Origin of the sequence: Frankia sp. QA3, from assembly GCF_000262465.1 — a bacterium.
Classification (GTDB): domain Bacteria; phylum Actinomycetota; class Actinomycetes; order Frankiales; family Frankiaceae; genus Frankia.
This window is the reverse complement of the sequence record NZ_CM001489.1, coordinates 1,802,315-1,818,858: the sequence shown is the minus strand read 5'-3', so window position 1 is coordinate 1,818,858 and position 16,544 is coordinate 1,802,315. Positions and strand designations below refer to the sequence as shown.

Sequence of the window (16,544 nt, the reverse complement as noted above, 5' to 3'; positions counted from 1 at the left end):
ATGGCCGGATCCGGCCCCGCTCCGCCCGCCCCGCACGGCACACTGGCATCCATGGAGTCGACCCGCCTGGAGTGGGACGCAGCGCCCGCGTCCGTACGCGCCGCAGTCGATCGAGCGCTGCGTCGTCACCAGCGCGACGCCCTCGACGAACTCGAGCAGATCCTCGACGCCGCCCTGCGGGTGGCGGTGCGGGTGGCGCCGGCGGAGCCACGGGTGAGCGACATCGTCGCCGAAGCCGGCTCCTCGAACCAGACCTTCTACCGCTACTTCGCCGGCAAGAGCGAGCTGCTGCACGCCGTGATGGAGCGCGGCGTCCTGCGGGTCCGCTCCTACCTGGGCCACCAGATGGCCAAGCAGACCAGCCCCGCCGATCAGGTCGCCGCCTGGGTACAGGGCCTGCTGACGCAGCTCACCCGCCCCGAGATCGCCACCCAGAGCATCGCGATCAGCCGGCTCACGCTGCGCTCGGGCGGCCCCGAACCGGGGCGCTCCACCCTCGACAACCAGCTCGGCGAGCTGCTGGTCGCGCCCCTGGCCGCGGCCGGGCGCCCCCACCCGGAGCTGGACGCCCGCGCGATCCTGGACGTGGTGCTCGGCGCGCTCGAACGTCACGTCGCCACCGGCACGGGGCCCGACGCCGTGGAACGCGAGCACCTCGTCACGTTCTGCACGGCCGTCGCCGGGCCGACCTGACCCCACCCCGCCGCCGCGCCGCGCCCTCTCAGTGCGGCGGGCCGCCGGTGGGCAGGGGTGTGCGCGCGCCGAGCAGACCTCCGACGAGCAGGAGCGCGAGCGAACGGCGCACGTCGTCGCGGTCGAGGACCGGATGGCGCTGCCAGGCGTGGTAGGGAAACTCGCCGATCAGCACCCACAGCACCACGGCGGCCGCCGACGGGTCCAGCGACCGTTCCGGCGCCCAGCGCGCCAGCAGCCGCGCGGTGACCGCGTCGAGGTGGCCGCGCAACTGGCGGCTCAGCCGCTGCACCGGGGTGCTCGGCAGCACCTCGGTCGTCCACACGTGCAAGGTGGGGCCGCGCTGTCGCAGGACGTCCAGCCAGCGGTCGATCCAGGCCAGGATGGCGGCGTCGTCCTCGGCACGCAGCAGGTCGTCAAGGTGAATGCAGATGTCGACCGCCGCCTGGTGGGCCAGCGTCGCGAAGATCGCGTAGCGATCCTCCCAGTACTGGTAGAACGTGCCGTGGGCGACGCCGGCCTCGGTGGTGATGTCGTCGACGCTCGTGCCGGCCAGCCCGCCGCGCTCGAACGCCTGGTTCGCGGCGGCGAGGATGCGCCGGATCGTCGGTTCGGACCGCCGGGTGACGCGGCGGCGCAGACCGAGCGGGGCCGTCTCGCGCCAGGCGCCGAGCGGATCCCCGCGATCCGTGCTGCTGTCCAGCAGAAGCTCCGGCCAGGGCGGGGGATCGGCGTCGACGTCCCGGGGGACCGCCGCGCCCGGCGGGCCGGCCTCCCGCGGGAACAGCGAGGAGTGGATGATCGTCGCGAGGGTGGCATGCACGGAGGACTCGGGCGGCAGGACGCCGGGGCGGCGTGGATCCAGCACGACGTGCGTCCACTGCATGAGACTGATGATCGCGATGGCGAGGACGCGGGTGTCCACCGGACCGGTGCCGGCGAGCGCCAGCCGCGGTCGCATCTCCTCGGCGAGCACATGCAGGTACTGCTCGGAGGGGTCCTCCGGCAGCAGGGCGTCGTCCGCGACCAGCGGCCAGGCGGCGAAGACGGGCGAGTGCCGGCGCAGGACCTCGTCGAGGCCCTCGAGCCAGACGCGGAACTCCGCCAGCCCGGCCGGGCCGGGCTCGATGACCCGCTGGCGGCGGAAGTGGCGCACGAGGTCCCGGCCGAGCTGCTCGTAGAAGAGGGCGAATAGTTTGATCTTGCTCTGGAAGTACTGGTAGAAGGCTGTGTCCGAGCGGCCGGTGGCCTCGGTGATCGCCAGGATGCTGGTGTCGTGGTAGCCGCGCCGGGCGAACAGGTCGCGGGCCGCCTCCACGATCTCGGCGCAGGCCCGCTCGCCTTCCGGGCCGATCACGGGGCTGAGCGGATACGGGTCGCGCCGCCGCGACGGCAGGACCGGTTCGCGCTCGGGCTCGACCGACACCCGCCGCCCCCTCACCTGCCCGCGCTCCTCCACCGGCCCCGGCGGGGCGTTCCGCAGGTAAGTCTAGGGCGCCGGTCGGGCAGGCGGCACGCTGCCACGATCCCGCCGCCCGATCGTGTCCGCCGGCCTGTCCCGCCCGTCGGCCTGTCCTGCCGGGGTCGCGACCGTTCAGGTGGCGACGAGCGTGGCGGGCCCCGTGTTCACGATCTCGCCGAGCAGCCCCGTGTCCAGGCCCAGGTCGGCGGCGAGCCGGACGATCAGCGCGGTGTCCTTGCGCATGTACGGCAGCGCCTTCTCGGTGAACACCTCGACGTCACCGACGGTGCGCAGCAGTTCCACGACGTAGCTGTTCCCGACGCCGGCGGCCAGCGCGTTGAGCAGTCCCGTGCCCTCCAACCCGAGAGACGCTCCCAGGTTGATCGCCTCGATCGCCGTCTGCACATGCGCCGCGAACAGCAGGTTGTTGATGAGCTTCGTGGCCGACGCGGAGCCGACGTCGCCGGTGCGGAGCACCGTCGCGGCGTAGGTGCGCAGCAGCGGCTCGACCCTGTCCGCCGCAGCCTCGTCGCCACCGATCAGGACGGCCAGCCGGCCGGCCCGCGTCGCGTCGGAGGTGCCGTTGATCGGGGCGTCGAGCACCTCGACCCCCCGCTCCCGGCCCCGCGCGGTCAGCTCCCGGATCGCCGACGGGGCGATGGTCGCGTGCTGGACGAGGACCGCCGAGGAGGGCAGATGACGCAGCGCGCCGTCCGGCCCGTCGGTGATCTCGGCAAGCTGGTCCTGGGAGAACGGGCAGAGGATCAGCGTGTCGGCCCGGGCGGCCACCGCCGCGACCGAGGGCTCGAGCGTCGCGCCCAGGGCCGAGAGGGACTCGGCGACCGCCGGGCGCCGGGCGAACAGGTGCACGGTGTGCCCGGCCGCCAGCAGCCGCTCGACCATCGGCCCACCCATCGAACCGGCACCGACGAACCCGACGACGGGCCCCGGGTCCGCGGCGCTTCGCGTCCCGCTCGGCCGGGGCACGCCCGCCGCGTCGGCGCCGGGCCCGTGCTGGCCGGGGGATGACTGGTTTTCCATGATCAGCCTCGATTCACAATGAGAGGACGACAGGACGGCGGGTGCCGACCGCACCTGAGCCGACGGGGCTCAGAACTCCGAGACGCCCGCGTCGGGGGCGATCTCGTGGGCCGTGATGTAGCGGGACTCGTCGCTCGCCAGGAAGAGCACGGCCTGCGCGACGTCCTCCGCCTCGGTCCAGGTCACCGGCAGCAGGCTGGTGAACATCGGCGCCAGCCGGTCATAGCGGGAGATGGCCGCGCCGATGGCGTCGGCCATGTCGCCGCCGCCCATCGGCGTGTTCACCGTCCCCGGGTGGACGCTGTTCACCCGGATGTGGTGCTGGCCGAGTTCGGCGGCGAACGCCTTCGCCATGCCGCGCACCGCGAACTTGCTCGCCGAGTAGGGCACCATGAACGGTTTGACCTTCAGCCCGGCGGACGAGCTGACCAGGATGATCGAGCCGCCGCCGCGGCGCACCAGGTGGGGGGCGCCGACGATCACCGTGTTCCAGACCCCGGTCACATTCGTGCTCATGGTGTCGTCGAAGATCTGCGGGGTCACCTCGTCCCACGGCGCGGGGATGCAGATGCCGGCGTTCGCCACCACGATGTCCAGGCCGCCGAGCTGGGCTACGGCGTCGTCGACGAAGCCGCGCAGGCGCTCCGCGTCGCGCACGTCGGCGATCCCGCCGATCGCCCGCCGGCCGGTCTTCTCGACCAGGCGCTCGGTCTCCTGGAGATCCTCCGGCGTCGCCGACTCGTACAGGACCCCCGGCAGTGGGGCGCAGACGTCGACGAGGATCACGTCGGCGCCCTCGCCGGCCAGGCGCACCGCATCCGCCCGGCCCTGTCCGCGGGCGGCCCCCGTGATCAGTGCCACCTTGTTCTCGACCCGACCGCTCACGGTCGTGACCTCCCGTTTTCGACGTTGTCAGGATGTGGCGGCGTCAGGATGTGGCGGTGGGGCCGGGCGACGGCGCGCCGGACGAGCCGGACGGCCTGCCGGGGGTGAAGGCGATCGGCAGACGCCGCACCGCGCGCAGCTCCCCCGCCTCCTCGAACAGCTCCGGCTCGCCCGCCAGCCGGAAGTCGGGCAGCCTGGTGAGGATCTCGTCGATCATCACGCCGAACATCCGGCGGGCCAGGGTGGAGCCCAGGCACCGGTGCGCGCCGACACCGAACGCCATGTGCCGCCGTTCGGCCCGGTCGATGTCGATCGTGTCGGGGTCGTCGAACATCGCCGGGTCCCGGTTCGCGGCCGTCCACATCAGCAGCGCGCGGTCGCCCTCGCGGAGCTGATGGCCGAAGAACTCCGCGTCCCGGCTGACGGTGCGGGCCAGGCCCAGGGTGGGCGAGTCGTGGCGCAGGAACTCCTCGGTGGCGGCCGGCAGCAGGGATCGGTCCTCGACGAGCCGGCGACGCAGCCCGTCGTCGTGCAGAAGCTGGAGCAGGGTGTTGCCGGTGAGCCCGCTGGTCGTGTCGAGCCCGCCGATCACCATGACCAGGCCGTACACGATGGACTGGAGCTCGTCGAGGGGTTCACCGTCGACGATGCCGTGCACGATGGCCGAGTAGAGATCGGCGTCGGCCGGCCGGCCCTGTCGCAGCGTGCGCTCGCGGGTCAGCTCGTCCACCAGGACGCCGCCCGCCTGCGCGGCGACCTGCGGTTGCTGTGCCCGGGCATGGACGAGGGTGTGCACCGCGTCCACCCAGACCGGCCAGCGTGACTCGTCGAAGCCGAGCATCCGCAGGATCAGCCGGGCCGGCAGCGGCGTCGTCAGCTCACGGATGATGTCGCAGCGTCCCCGCTCGATGAACGTGTCGATCTGCTCGGTCGCGATCTGGCGCATCTGCGGTTCAAGTTTCTCCACCGCCCGCGGCGAGAGCTGCGGCAGGACCAGGGCCCGCAGTTTCTGGGTGAGCGGCGGGTCGGACTCGACCGGCAGGATCGGGACGGGCATGGGCGCGGGCGGAATGGCGACGCCCGGCGTCGAGGCGAACAGGTCGTCGTCGTTCGCCGCCGCCTGCACCGTGGCGTAGTCGGTGAAGATCCAGAAGCCGCCGTAGGCCGAGGACCGGGCGATCGGGCACGCCGAGCGCAGCTCGGCCATGAGCTCGTGCACATGGTCTCGGTAGTACGCGGAATGGTGATCTATCGCGACCTCGCCGGCGTGGGCGGGGCACACGGTCGTGGCTGGATGGGTCATCGCCAGGTCTTCCCTTCGGGAGGCGTCACGCCGCGGCGGCGCAGCGGCCGCGTGGGCGCGCCGGCTGCGGTGGAGCCGGGCGGGGCGCGGCGCACCGCACGCGGGCGGCCGGACGGCGCCGGGACGGAGGCAGAGCGGGGACGGGGGCATACCGGAGCAGCCGGACACTCGTGGGGACCAGGCCGGCGAGGAGCGCACCTGCCGGCGAACACCCGCGGCGTCCGGGCGGTGGAGCTGCTGTCGGCACCGCGCGGAACCTCGCGCGGAACCGTGTGCAGGAAGCGGATGGCGCAGCCGGCCCGGCGGTCCTGCCCGGGCTCGGCGACCGGCCCCGTGGACGCTGGCTCAGCGCGGTCGGGAGGTCACTCGGCTGTCAGGGAATCAGCTAACCAACCCGACCGCCACTCGTCAACAGCCGGATCGGATCCGGGCGGAAGATGTCGCGCACCGGACACCTCTCGGCCCCCGCCACTCACCTATCCACCCTTCGTCACGGCCTGGCGATGCGAATCCGTTCCGCCCGCCGGGTGGCATCGGCTCGGGTGGGCGGTGTCGGTACACGGGCGGTCCCGACCCCGGCGGCACCCGGACAATCGCAGCTCAGGGCGAGGAACCGCGCCGCCGCGAACGGGCCGTCGCGAGCGGTCGACCCCGCGCGGCAGTTCCGCGAAGACGCATTTTTCGATTTCCGCTACCGGTCACAGCGCGTAAAGTTGTTGACAACGCCTTACGCCCCGTACATGGTGGGACCGGATCCGGGCGGGTCGCCGGCCGCAGGTCGTAACGGGTCAGCCCGACGCTGCCGTAGGATGGCAGCGAGAGCAGATCCTGTCGACCAGGACCATCGTTGCGCGGAGAACCAGATCCGCACGCGGTCCCAGGTTTTCGGCGACGGATTCCGCCAATCTCCCACCGGGTCGAGGCTGCACGCCGTCGCGGGCCGTGCCGTGATTCTGCTGGATCTGTCTCCCGTACCGTCTGCCTTCTTCCGGCGCGGGCGGAGATCCCTCGAACCCGCCGCCGCCAGTCCCTCACCGACGAGCCGCCATCAGTACCGGGCGCGCTCGTGTGTTCGATCACACCCCTCATCGGAGAGGAAACCCTGCAATGGTCGCGCGGTACCACTGGAACCGAAATGACGAGCGCATCTCGAGGCTGGAGCTCAACACCTACGAGCTGCGGTCGAAGATTGTGAACCACCCGATCTACCGTGATATCACGAACATCGAGCAGGCCCGGGGCTTCATGGGCGTGCACGTCTTCGCGGTGTGGGACTTCATGTCGATTCTGAAGGCCCTGCAGAACCGCCTGACGTGCGTCACCGTACCCTGGCGGCCGATCGGCGACGGGCTCAGCCGTCGCCTCATCAACGAAATCGTCCTCGTCGAGGAGAGTGACGAGTACGAGGAGGACTTCCTCAGCCATTTCGAGCTCTACCTGCTGGCCATGCGGCAGGCCGGTGCGGACACCCGACCCATCGAGTCCTTCCTGCGGCTCGTCGAGGACGGAGACGTCGTCCGCGCCCTGAACGGCACCGGTGTCCCGGCCCCGGCCGCCCGTTTCGTGCGCACCACCTGGGCGGCCATCGAAGGCGGCAGCTCCCACGAGCTCGCCGCCGCGTTCGCCTTCGGCCGGGAGAACCTCATCCCGGCGATGTTCGAGCAGGTCCTCGACGGGCCGTTCGACCTGGCGCTGTTCCGCGACTACCTGGACCGGCACGTCGAGGTCGACGCCGAGGAGCACACGCCGATGGCCGTCCAGATGGTCATCGAGCTGTGCGGCGACGACCCTCGGCGCTGGGCGCAGGCCGAGGCGGCGGTAAACCGGTCGCTCGCCGGCCGGCTGGCCCTGTGGGACGACGTCCATGCCCTGCTCACCGCGGGTCTCGTCACCGCCGACCCGGTGGGCAGCCGCTAACCGGGTTCCCGCCCGGCGGGGCCCCGCACGAGCGGGTCGACCCGCGAGGCCAGCAATGACCGGCCGCGTCCCGCCCCCCTGTGGGCGGACGCGGCCGGTTGTCGTGTGTCGATCGCGACGTGGCTCACGTGGCCGCGAACGCCCCCACTCCCCCGGTCGGCACCAGCGGTTCCCGGCCCGCCCGCGCCCGCTGTCGGAAGGCGCTCGGGGTCACTCCGGTCATCGCGCCGAAGGCCCGGCCGAAGGCACTGACGCTGTCGAAGCCGACCCGGACCGACGTCTCCAGGATCGTCGCGTCGTCCTGCGCCAGGATCGCCATCGCGCGCACCAGGCGCACATGCAGCCGATACCGCTGCCAGGTCATTCCGGTGTCTCGGCTGAAATGCCGCCGCAGCGAGCGTTCCGACATCCCGACCGCGGCGCACACATCCGTGATCGTCGCGTCCTGAAGATTCTCCCGCGTGTACTCCATAATCCTCGCGATGACCGGGTCCGCACTGACCGGAAGATAGATCGGCCTCTCCTCGGAGGACTGTTCCAGGCACAGGTCGCCGAGCACGCGGAAGAACGCGTCGGCCCGTGGGTCGTCCCAGGACCGGTCCACCGGCCAGCGCTCGGCGTAGGCGATCATCTCTTTGATCACCGGCACGGCACCGAGCACCCGAATTCTGTCGCCGGGTTCGGCGACGACTTCGGGCACGAAGAAGACGGAGCCGAACCGTACCGCGTCGAGCCGCGTGCGGTGGACCAGGCCGGCGGGAATCCACACCGCCTGCTGCGGTGGGAGGAAGTACAGAGCTTCCCGCGTCTCCACGGTGGCGGCGCCCTCGAACGCGTACTGGAGCTGATGCATGTCGTGGACGTGCCAGCCAGAGCCCCCCTTCGACTCGTAGAAGAGTGCTCCCGAGCGCGCGGCTCCTCCGCGGCGCAGGTCCCATGGTTCCGCCTGGTCCGGGATGGCCGATCCGGGAGAGATGTTGGCCGCTGCAGACGTGACGAGCATGGCTATAACTGTAATGCTTGGTACGAGGGAGATGCGCGGCATACAGCGCTGCCCGCCCCACCCCGCCTGTGATTACCACGACTGCGACGACAACCGTCCATCCCCACTCGTCCCCGCGGCTCGTTCATCGGGAACCTCCGGTCGAACGGCACTGCCCCAACCCGACCTTGCCCTCGTTTTGCCATGGACTCCGGGAGGTAGGATGGCCACTTTACGCGGTCGCCTGACGTCTACCCGAAGAACGGCCTATGCACACCCTGGTGCGCCGGCCGACAAGGGCTCGGGGTCCTCTTCGGGATCGCCTTCCAGACACTTCATCGGAGCGCACCGACGGAGCCTTCGAAGCGATTCTTGATCAGTTTTCTGATGCTGTATTCGTATCGGCGACGAACCGCCACTCCATCACGGACTGGAGACCTCCCATGCCTTCCGGCACCCTCGCCCCCGCATCGGTAGCCACCACCGACCTTCTTCAGGACCTCACCGACCTGTTCGAGAACGCGACCATCGGCCTGCTCCTCCTCAACGGCGACGGTACGGTCCTGCGCGCCAACCGGGCCCTGCACGTGCTCGCCGGCCTGCCCGTGGACCAGCCGGAGGCCAGCGCCGGGGTGAAGCCGACGTCGCTGTTCGCCGGGGACGGATGGACCCGGCTACGCCTGCTGCTCGACCAGGACGGCGTGAGCCGGGGGCTGCGGGTCGGGTTGGCCCGGCCGAGCGGCCAACCGCGGTCCGTCCTCGTCGACGCGAGCCTCGGTTCGGTCGGCGGGCGGGGCGTCATCCGCGCCGTCCTGCGCCCGTCACTCGTGGGGTTCACCCCGGGGGGCGCCGACGACAGCGACGCCGCCCGCTGGGACGAGGAACTCGCCGCCGCCACCAGCGCCCCGCTGGATCCGATCCTCGCCGCCGAGGAGCCGCAGTCCGCCGTCGACCAGCTCCAGGACTTCTTCGACAACGGTCCGGTGGCGGTCCACCAGGTCTCGCCGGAGGGGCTGATGGTCCGGGCGAACCAGGCCCAGCTCCGCATGCTGGGCCACGAGGCCGAGCCGGGCGGCTTCCTGGGCCAGGACGCGACCCTGTTCTATCCCGTTCCCGAGGAGCTCAACGCCATGACCGAGGCGTTCCTCACGGGCCGGTCGATCTCGAACTACCGGGCGATCGCGGTACACGCGGACGGCCGGCAGGTGCCGGTGACGGTGTTCTCGAGCCCACGGCTGGAGCCCAGCACCGTCGCCACCCGCTGCTTCCTGTTCTTCTCCTGAACGGAGGTGACCGTGACAGTGCGGCCGACCGGCTCCACCCTGCTGACCGACACCATGCTTCCCTTCCTGCGCGCGCAGGTCTGGTCCCGCCCGGAGCTCGACGACCGGGACCGCCGCTGGGTCACCCTCTCGTGCGCGGCCGCCGCCGGCACCGCGGGGCCGCTGCGTGAGGAGGTCGCGGCGGCGCTGACCGGCGGCGCCATCACGCCGGCCGAGCTGGGCGAGTTCGCCCTGCAGTTCGCGGTGCACTGCGGCTGGCCGGTGGCCTCCGTCCTCGACGAGGTCGTCCGGGCCGAGTCGGCGGCGTTCGCCCCGGGTGGGTCCGGCCAGCCCGGCGGCGGAGCGGGCCCGGCGCCCGACCGCAGCGGGGAGACCTTCGAGACGGTGATGGGACCGGGCATCGACCTGCCCGACTCGCCCTACCTGCGCGTCGGGGTCGCCGGCTTCGTCTTCGCCCAGGTGTGGTCGCGACCCGGCCTCGGCCTGCGGGACCGGCGCCTGATCGCCATCATCGGGTCGGCCCTCGCCGGACCGGTGATGCCGCTGCGCTCGCATCTGGCCGGCGCACTGGCGGCCGGGGAGCTCGACGAGGCGCAGCTACGCGCCCTCGCACTGCTGCTGGCCTGCCACGCCGGCCTGCCGCTCGGGGAGTTGGTCGACGGTCTCGTCGACGAGATCGTCGACGAGACCGTCGGATCGTCCGCGGCGGGCGACCCGGTCGCGCCGCGGTCGGTCCGCTGACCGGCCGGCCGGCGATGGTGGAGGGAGAGCACCACGTGGACGCGCGTCCCCATCTGGTGACCGGCGCGACCGGGTTCCTCGGCGCGGCCCTGGTTCTCCAGCTCCTCGAGCGAACCGACGCCGAGGTGTACTGCCTCGTCCGGGCCGCCGACCAGGCCAGCGCGACCGGGCGGCTCGACCGCGAGCTGGCCTCGGCCGCGCAGGCCTACGGTCGGGTGGCGCCCGACTCCCGCCGGCGCGTCATCGCCGTCCCGGGCGACCTGCGCACGCCGGTGGACGCGCCGCTGCCGCCCGGTGCCGCGTTCTGGCACTGTGCGGCGTCGCTGCGGTTCGACGAGGCCGGCCGGGAGGAGATCTTCCGCACCAACGTCGAGGGGACCCGGCACGCGCTGCGCTGGGCCGAACAGGTCGGCGTGGCCGAGTTCAACCACGTCAGCACCGCCTACGTGCGCGGGGTCGAGGTCGACGAGCCCGGCCGCGGCGCGGACTCGCCGTGGACGGGCGCGGCGCGCCCCGCGCGGTCGTTCCACAATGCCTACGAGCACAGCAAGGCTGCGGCGGAGGCGCTGGTCGTGCGGGCCGACCTGCCCGTCTGGCGGATCCTGCGCCCGAGCATCGTCATCGGCGACAGCGTCCGCTTCGCCACCCGCAGCGACGCGGGTCTCTACGGCGCGATCGGTGTCGTCGCCCGGGTCCTGCGGGCGTGGGCGCGACGCGCACCGGACCTCGCCGGGGGCGCGGCCTACCGGCCCACCCTCGTCGCGGACCCGGCGGCGGCGCTCGACCTGGTACCCGTGGACGCCGTGGTGGCCGACATGGTCGCCCTCGGCGCCGCGCGCGCCGCCCACGGGGTCTACCACCTGACCAATCCGGCGGGACCGTCCGTCGGGGAGGTCGCGCACGCGATCTTCGCGGCGGCCGGGCTGGCCGACCCCGCCTTCACCGACGCCGCCGGCGCCCGCCGGCTCGGCGACGTCGACCGCAGGCTGCACGACCGGCTCGACTTCTACCTGCCCTACCTGCTCGGGACCGGCCCGTTCGACCGGGCGAGCACCGATGCCGCCCTGCCCGCCGGCGGGCGCACCGGCGCCGGGCTGGGCGCCCCGGGCGTCACCCCGTACGTGCGGTCCTACGTGCGGTCCTACGTGCGGTCCTACGTGCGGTCCGGGCTGGGATCCGACCCGCGGGCGCCGCGCGAGGACGGGCCGGCGCGCCGGTTCGCCGCCGCCCGCTGAGCCGGGTCCCCGGCGCCGGGTCCACGGACCCCGAAACCCCAGGAGTGATGATCATGCTTCGCGCCCTCGCGCGCACCGCCGTCCTGCCCGCCGCCTACCTGGCCTACGCCGCCCACTCGGTCGGCCTGCACGAACGCCTCGCACTCGCCGCCGGCCCGATCTCGCTGGAACAGATCCCCGACCGTGCCGCGCGCCGCCACGGCGACCGGCCGCTGTTCACCTCCGCCACGCCGATCACCTGGTCGGTGCCGGCGTTGCCCGCGACGGTCGGCGCGACCTCGTGGAGCGCGGTGCTGGTCCGCGACACCGCCGGCCACGTCGCCGCGGCGCTGCGCCACCGGCTGGGGGTCGGTCACGGCGACCGCGTGGCGATCCTCAAGGCCAACCACTTCGACTACCACCTGTTGCATCTCGCCGTGGTGCGGGCCGGCGGCATCGCCTGCCCGATGAACGGGATGTTCGCGGCGGAGAAGGTCGGCCCGTATCTGACCAACGTCGACGCCCGCGTTCTCGTCACCGACCCCGCGACGCTGCGCCGGGTGCTCTCCGAGGGCGGGGATCTCGGCGGCGTCGCGTCGGTCGTCCTCACCGCCCGCCGCGCTGACGCCGACGCCAAGGCCAAGTCGGGCGGGAAGGCGGGCGGACACACCGAGGTGAGCGGGGACGACCTCGGCCGACGGCTGCAGGCCGTGCACGGCGACGCCGTGGCGCTGCACTGGATCGAGGAGCTGCTGGCCACCGTCGACGGGCCCGTCGACGCGATCGCACGCGGGAAGCAGGAGCCGCTCTACCTCGTGCACTCCTCGGGCACCACCGGATTCCCCAAGGCCGTGATCCTGCAGAACGGCCGGCAGTCCCACGCCGTGCGCGGCTGGCTGTCCTACGTGCACGCCTCGCGCCACCGTGACCGCGGCCTGTTCGCCCTGCCCAACAACCACCAGGCGGTGATCCTCAGCTTCAACGCGACGCTGCTCGCCGGGATCAGCGTGCACTGGTACGAGGGGTACGGGCGGGAGGGCTTCAACGCCGCCGAGGTCGTCCGGGAGCTGTCGACCGGCCGCTACACCGGGTTCTTCGGCTTCCCGATCACCTACACCCAGCTCAAGGAGCAGGAGCTCGACCCGGCGAAGCTACGGCAGATGCGCTACTGGGCGAGCACCGCCGACGCCTCCCACGAGGCGATCATCAGGACGTTCACCCAGTTCGGCAGCGCGTTCCGGCGTCTCGGCCTGCCGGTGGCGGGCTCGGTCTTCCTCGACGCGCAGGGTTCCAGCGAGGTCGGCACCCCGTCGGTGCTGCGCTACTACACGACGTTGACCCGCCGGTACCAGCGGCGGATCGGGCGGCTGCACTCCACCCCGTTCGGGCCGAAGGTCCGGGTGACCCGCGACGGCGTGCCCGTGCCGCGGGAGACGGTGGGCCGGCTGGAGGTGCGCGGCCGTACCGTCTTCGAGGCGTACTGGAACAACCACTCGCTGACCTACAAGGCGCACCGGGACGGCTGGTTCTTCACCGGGGACGTGGCCCGCATCGGCGCGGACGGGCATGTCGTGCAGCTCGACCGGGAGGTGGACGTGATCGCCACCCGCGACGGCGACGTCCACAGCCTGCCGATCGAGGAGGTGCTGCACCACCATCCCGCCGTCTACGACGTCTGCGTCTACGGCGCCCGGCAGGACGACGGCAGCCAGCGCCCGGCCGCCGCCGTCGCCGTGCGCCCGCAGTGGCGGGGCAGCGCCGGGGCGCTCGCCGACGAACTCAACGCGCTGCTCGACCCGGCTGCGCGGCTGTGCCGGGTCGACATCCTCGACTGGGCGCAGTTCCCGATCGGCGTGACCGGCAAGACGCTCAAGCGGGTGTTCCGCGAGCGGACGGAGCCGGTGCCGACCGCCGAGGCCAACCGGCCGATCGTGCTCGCCCAGGCCCGCCGCCCGCGCGAGGCCGAGGCCCCGGCGCAGCGGCCGAACGTCACCCAGGGGGCGGCGGGCTGAGATCCACGGGCCACGGACGCCGCTGCCGCCCAGTCAACGACGCACCCTCAACGACGCACCCTCAACGACGCACCGTCATGCCGGCTCCGCCGCCGGCGTGGCGGTGCGTTGGCGCGTCCGCTTCCCGGCGGCGGCCGCGCTCTGACCGGCCGCGCCCTCACCGGCCGCCGTCGGGCCGCCGGCGATCAGCTCGCCCACCACGGTGCGCACGATGGCCTGCAGATCGGCGGCCGGCACGTCCCCGATCTGGTCCCCGGCGAACAACAGGCCGCCCGCTACGGCGCCGAGGGCGCACGCGAGGCGCACCCGCGCCTCCAGCGGGACATCCGTGTTGCGCAGGGTCCGGCGGGCCCATTCCTCGAAGTCCGCCTTGTGCTCGTCGTGCTCGACGTCGTGGACCTTCTCGATCGCGGCGTGCTCCCGCAGGTGCAGCACGAACAGCGACCGGTACTCGAGGAGCCGGTCGCACATCGCGTCGATGAGCGACGGCCAGCGCGCCGGCGGGACCGAGTCGGGTTCGACCTCGCCGAAGACCTCATGGCCCACCTCGTGCAGGCGCAGGTGCAACGCGAGCAGGATGTCCGACTTGCTGGCGAAGTGATAGTACAGAGCCGCTTTCGAGAAGCCCATCCGCTCGGCGATCTCCCGCAGCGAGGTCTGCTCGTAGCCGCCGGCGTCGAAGAGCTCCAGCGCGACGTCGAGGATCTGCTCGCGGGTTCCGCGCTCCCCCGTCGCACGCGTCGTCGATGAGGTCATGGTTCGCACACTACTTGACGGCCGGCCGGTAAGTTACTTACCGTGCGGCAGGTAGATTCGTGATCTGGCGGCCACGGGATGTCCCGTGGAGGGAGAACCGATGGAAACATTGATGATCGAGGCCGAGGGCCTGACCAAGCGCTACGGCGAAACCCAGGCGCTGGGCGGGATCGACCTGGCCGTCCCGGCCGGGACGGTGCTCGGACTGCTGGGCCCCAACGGCGCCGGCAAGACGACCGCCGTGCGCATCCTGACGACGCTGGCCACCCCGGACGGTGGCGGGGCCCGCATCGCCGGGCACGACGTGGTGCGCGAGGCCCGCCAGGTGCGGCGGTCGATCGGCGTCACCGCCCAGGACACCACCCTTGACGAGGCACTCACCGGCCGGCAGAACCTGCGGATGGTGGCCGAGCTCAGCGGGCTGCGCCGGAGCGCCGCAGTCGCCCGCACCCGGGAACTGCTGGACCGCTTCGAGCTCACCTACGCCGCCGACCGGCTCGTCAAGGGTTACTCGGGCGGCATGCGCCGGCGCCTCGATCTCGCCGCCGGCCTGGTGACCCATCCCCCGGTGCTCTTCCTCGACGAGCCGACCACCGGGCTCGACCCGGCCAGCCGGGCCCGGATGTGGGAGGTCATCCAGGAGCTCATCGCGCAGGGCACCACCCTCCTGCTGACGACGCAGTACCTGGAGGAGGCCGACGCCCTGGCCGACCAGATCGTGGTGGTCAACCACGGCCGGATCATCGCCAGCGGCACCGCCAGCGAGCTCAAGGCCGCCACCGGCGGCGCCCGGCTGGAGGTCACGCTCACCCATCCGCACCCGGGTGCGCTCGCCGCGCTGCGGCCGCTGACGGAGAGCCAGGTCGACGTCAGCCGGGACGGCCGCCGGCTGCGCGCCAGCGTCGCCACCGGCGCCAGCGTCGCCACCGCCGTCATCCGGGCGCTGGACGCCGCCGGCGCCCTCGTCGACGACGTGGTGGTGCATCCGCCGTCGCTCGACGACGTGTTCTTCGCCCTCACCGGCGCGTCGGCGCAGGCCGCCGACGCCGCCGCCTCGGCCGAAGACGTCGGCTCCGACCAGTTGCAGGGAGTCTCCCGATGACCGCCCTCGCGCCCGCGGCCGTGACCCGGCCCGCGCCAAGCGACAGCCTGCGCCAGCGCCTGCACGAGGTCACCGTGCTGACCCGGCGCAACCTCCTGCACATCCGCCGGGAGCCGTTGCAGCTCTCCGACGTCACCATCCAGCCGGTGCTGTTCAGCCTGCTGTTCGTCTACGTCTTCGGCAGCGGTGTGGCGCTGCCCGGCGGCGGCAGCTACAAGGACTTCGCCCTGTCCGGGCTGCTCGCGCTCAATCTCACCACCGCCGCGAGCGGCACGGCGGTGGGCCTGGCCACCGACATCAACACCGGCACCATCGACCGGTTCCGGACCCTGCCGATGTGGCGGGCCTCGATGCTGGTCGGCCGGTCGTTTTCGGACATCCTCACCGCCGTGCTGTGCCTGCTGTTCGTCGCCGGCACCGGTCTGGCCATCGGCTGGCGTCCCGACGCGTCGGCCGGCGGCGTCGTCGTCGGTTTCGCCCTTCCCCTGCTGTTCGCCTACGCCCTGACCTGGGTGACCGCCTGCCTGGGCATCCTCAGCGCGGATCCGGAGAGCTCGCAGGGCCTCGGCCTGGTGCTGCTGTTCCCGCTGGCGATCGTGTCCAACGCGATGGTGCCCACCCAGGGCATGCCCGACGTGCTGCAGGCCATCGCCGACTGGAACCCGGTCAGCGCGGTCGTCGCCGCCTCCCGCGACCAGTTCGGCAACCCGAACCCGTCGGCCTCGCTGGACTCCTGGCCGATGCAGCATCCCCTGGCCGCGTCGCTGATCTGGTCACTCGGCATCATCGCCGTCTTCGCCCCGCTCGCGGCGACGCTCTACACCCGGCGCACCCGGGACTGACGCGAGAGATCCGGGCGTCCCTCGACGGAAGCGGGACGCCCGGCCGCGGCAGCGGCCGGGCCCGAGGCCGACCCTGAGGCCCCCTCACCCAGCCCGCCTCACCCAGCCCGCCTCACCCAGCCCGCCCGCCCTGACCCGTCGGCGCGGCTCACGACCCCGCTGGTCAGCACCCGACCAGCGGGGTCGTGGCTGTCCGGCGCGCCCGCGTCGCCGCCGCCCGCCGAGCCTGCGTTGCCCCTCGTGGTGCTCCCGCACTAGTGTCTAGCGAATTAGCCTTGATTTTTGGGTAACGCGATGATGCGGCAGGGCGG

14 protein-coding genes are annotated in these 16,544 nt (G+C 72.6%); 8 read left to right on the top strand and 6 right to left on the bottom strand.

The window, feature by feature from the left end:
* Window positions 1-693: a TetR/AcrR family transcriptional regulator gene (locus FRAQA3DRAFT_RS07170; RefSeq protein ID WP_009738404.1), complete on the top strand. Its 693-nt coding sequence runs from the start codon at window positions 1-3 to the stop codon at window positions 691-693.
* 28 nt (window positions 694-721) lie between these two features.
* On the opposite strand, the gene FRAQA3DRAFT_RS07165 is transcribed toward FRAQA3DRAFT_RS07170, so the two are convergent.
* From FRAQA3DRAFT_RS07165 to FRAQA3DRAFT_RS07150, 4 genes are all read right to left on the bottom strand, one after another.
* On the bottom strand, window positions 722-2,134 hold the full coding sequence (locus FRAQA3DRAFT_RS07165) for a TetR/AcrR family transcriptional regulator (protein WP_009738403.1): 1,413 nt from the start codon (window positions 2,132-2,134) through the stop codon (window positions 722-724).
* Between the two features lie 153 nt (window positions 2,135-2,287).
* Window positions 2,288-3,196, bottom strand: a complete 909-nt coding sequence (locus FRAQA3DRAFT_RS07160; RefSeq protein ID WP_009738402.1) for an NAD(P)-dependent oxidoreductase — start codon at window positions 3,194-3,196, stop codon at window positions 2,288-2,290.
* A 69-nt stretch (window positions 3,197-3,265) separates the two neighbouring features.
* Window positions 3,266-4,081: a mycofactocin-coupled SDR family oxidoreductase gene (locus FRAQA3DRAFT_RS07155; RefSeq protein ID WP_009738401.1), complete on the bottom strand. Its 816-nt coding sequence runs from the start codon at window positions 4,079-4,081 to the stop codon at window positions 3,266-3,268.
* 43 nt (window positions 4,082-4,124) lie between these two features.
* Window positions 4,125-5,384: a cytochrome P450 gene (locus tag FRAQA3DRAFT_RS07150; RefSeq protein WP_009738400.1), complete on the bottom strand. Its 1,260-nt coding sequence runs from the start codon at window positions 5,382-5,384 to the stop codon at window positions 4,125-4,127.
* A gap of 1,107 nt (window positions 5,385-6,491) precedes the next feature.
* Between FRAQA3DRAFT_RS07150 and FRAQA3DRAFT_RS07145 the strand changes: the two genes are divergently transcribed.
* On the top strand, window positions 6,492-7,301 hold the full coding sequence (locus FRAQA3DRAFT_RS07145; protein WP_009738399.1) for a DUF3050 domain-containing protein: 810 nt from the start codon (window positions 6,492-6,494) through the stop codon (window positions 7,299-7,301).
* 124 nt (window positions 7,302-7,425) lie between these two features.
* On the opposite strand, the gene FRAQA3DRAFT_RS07140 is transcribed toward FRAQA3DRAFT_RS07145, so the two are convergent.
* Complete coding sequence (locus FRAQA3DRAFT_RS07140; protein WP_009738398.1) at window positions 7,426-8,346, bottom strand: AraC family transcriptional regulator; 921 nt, start codon at window positions 8,344-8,346, stop codon at window positions 7,426-7,428.
* Window positions 8,347-8,726: 380 nt separating this feature from the next.
* Between FRAQA3DRAFT_RS07140 and FRAQA3DRAFT_RS07135 the strand changes: the two genes are divergently transcribed.
* Genes FRAQA3DRAFT_RS07135 through FRAQA3DRAFT_RS07120 form a run of 4 tightly spaced genes read left to right on the top strand, consistent with a single transcriptional unit; the run spans window position 8,727 to window position 13,533 of the window.
* A complete protein-coding gene (locus tag FRAQA3DRAFT_RS07135) occupies window positions 8,727-9,566 on the top strand; it encodes a PAS domain-containing protein (protein WP_009738397.1) in 840 nt (279 codons plus the stop codon).
* A gap of 12 nt (window positions 9,567-9,578) precedes the next feature.
* The gene (locus FRAQA3DRAFT_RS07130; RefSeq protein WP_009738396.1) at window positions 9,579-10,307 is read left to right on the top strand and encodes a carboxymuconolactone decarboxylase family protein; all 729 of its coding nucleotides are present in this window, start codon (window positions 9,579-9,581) and stop codon (window positions 10,305-10,307) included.
* A 35-nt stretch (window positions 10,308-10,342) separates the two neighbouring features.
* Window positions 10,343-11,542 (top strand): SDR family oxidoreductase, encoded by a 1,200-nt coding sequence (locus FRAQA3DRAFT_RS07125; protein ID WP_198287042.1) that lies wholly within the window; start codon window positions 10,343-10,345, stop codon window positions 11,540-11,542.
* A 53-nt stretch (window positions 11,543-11,595) separates the two neighbouring features.
* Window positions 11,596-13,533, top strand: a complete 1,938-nt coding sequence (locus FRAQA3DRAFT_RS07120) for a class I adenylate-forming enzyme family protein (protein ID WP_009738394.1) — start codon at window positions 11,596-11,598, stop codon at window positions 13,531-13,533.
* A 75-nt stretch (window positions 13,534-13,608) separates the two neighbouring features.
* Here FRAQA3DRAFT_RS07120 and FRAQA3DRAFT_RS07115 read toward each other — a convergent pair whose 3' ends face one another.
* A complete protein-coding gene (locus FRAQA3DRAFT_RS07115) occupies window positions 13,609-14,289 on the bottom strand; it encodes a TetR/AcrR family transcriptional regulator (protein WP_009738393.1) in 681 nt (226 codons plus the stop codon).
* Between the two features lie 100 nt (window positions 14,290-14,389).
* Between FRAQA3DRAFT_RS07115 and FRAQA3DRAFT_RS07110 the strand changes: the two genes are divergently transcribed.
* Both FRAQA3DRAFT_RS07110 and FRAQA3DRAFT_RS07105 read left to right on the top strand, forming a co-directional pair.
* A complete protein-coding gene (locus FRAQA3DRAFT_RS07110) occupies window positions 14,390-15,391 on the top strand; it encodes a daunorubicin resistance protein DrrA family ABC transporter ATP-binding protein (protein ID WP_009738392.1) in 1,002 nt (333 codons plus the stop codon).
* On the top strand, window positions 15,388-16,233 hold the full coding sequence (locus FRAQA3DRAFT_RS07105) for an ABC transporter permease (protein WP_009738391.1): 846 nt from the start codon (window positions 15,388-15,390) through the stop codon (window positions 16,231-16,233). The genes FRAQA3DRAFT_RS07110 and FRAQA3DRAFT_RS07105 overlap by 4 nt, the downstream gene beginning before the upstream one ends.
* Window positions 16,234-16,544 lie beyond the last annotated feature (311 nt).

Excerpts from the sequence above, each read along its gene's own strand:
- FRAQA3DRAFT_RS07170 (WP_009738404.1), top strand. The coding sequence starts at position 1 with ATGGCCGGATCCGGCCCCGCTCCGCCCGCCCCGCACGGCACACTGGCA.
- FRAQA3DRAFT_RS07160 (WP_009738402.1), bottom strand. The coding sequence starts at position 3,196 with ATGGAAAACCAGTCATCCCCCGGCCAGCACGGGCCCGGCGCCGACGCG.
- FRAQA3DRAFT_RS07150 (WP_009738400.1), bottom strand. The coding sequence starts at position 5,384 with ATGACCCATCCAGCCACGACCGTGTGCCCCGCCCACGCCGGCGAGGTC.
- FRAQA3DRAFT_RS07145 (WP_009738399.1), top strand. The coding sequence starts at position 6,492 with ATGGTCGCGCGGTACCACTGGAACCGAAATGACGAGCGCATCTCGAGG.
- FRAQA3DRAFT_RS07140 (WP_009738398.1), bottom strand. The coding sequence starts at position 8,346 with ATGCCGCGCATCTCCCTCGTACCAAGCATTACAGTTATAGCCATGCTC.
- FRAQA3DRAFT_RS07135 (WP_009738397.1), top strand. The coding sequence starts at position 8,727 with ATGCCTTCCGGCACCCTCGCCCCCGCATCGGTAGCCACCACCGACCTT.
- FRAQA3DRAFT_RS07120 (WP_009738394.1), top strand. The coding sequence starts at position 11,596 with ATGCTTCGCGCCCTCGCGCGCACCGCCGTCCTGCCCGCCGCCTACCTG.
- FRAQA3DRAFT_RS07115 (WP_009738393.1), bottom strand. The coding sequence starts at position 14,289 with ATGACCTCATCGACGACGCGTGCGACGGGGGAGCGCGGAACCCGCGAG.
- FRAQA3DRAFT_RS07110 (WP_009738392.1), top strand. The coding sequence starts at position 14,390 with ATGGAAACATTGATGATCGAGGCCGAGGGCCTGACCAAGCGCTACGGC.
- FRAQA3DRAFT_RS07105 (WP_009738391.1), top strand. The coding sequence starts at position 15,388 with ATGACCGCCCTCGCGCCCGCGGCCGTGACCCGGCCCGCGCCAAGCGAC.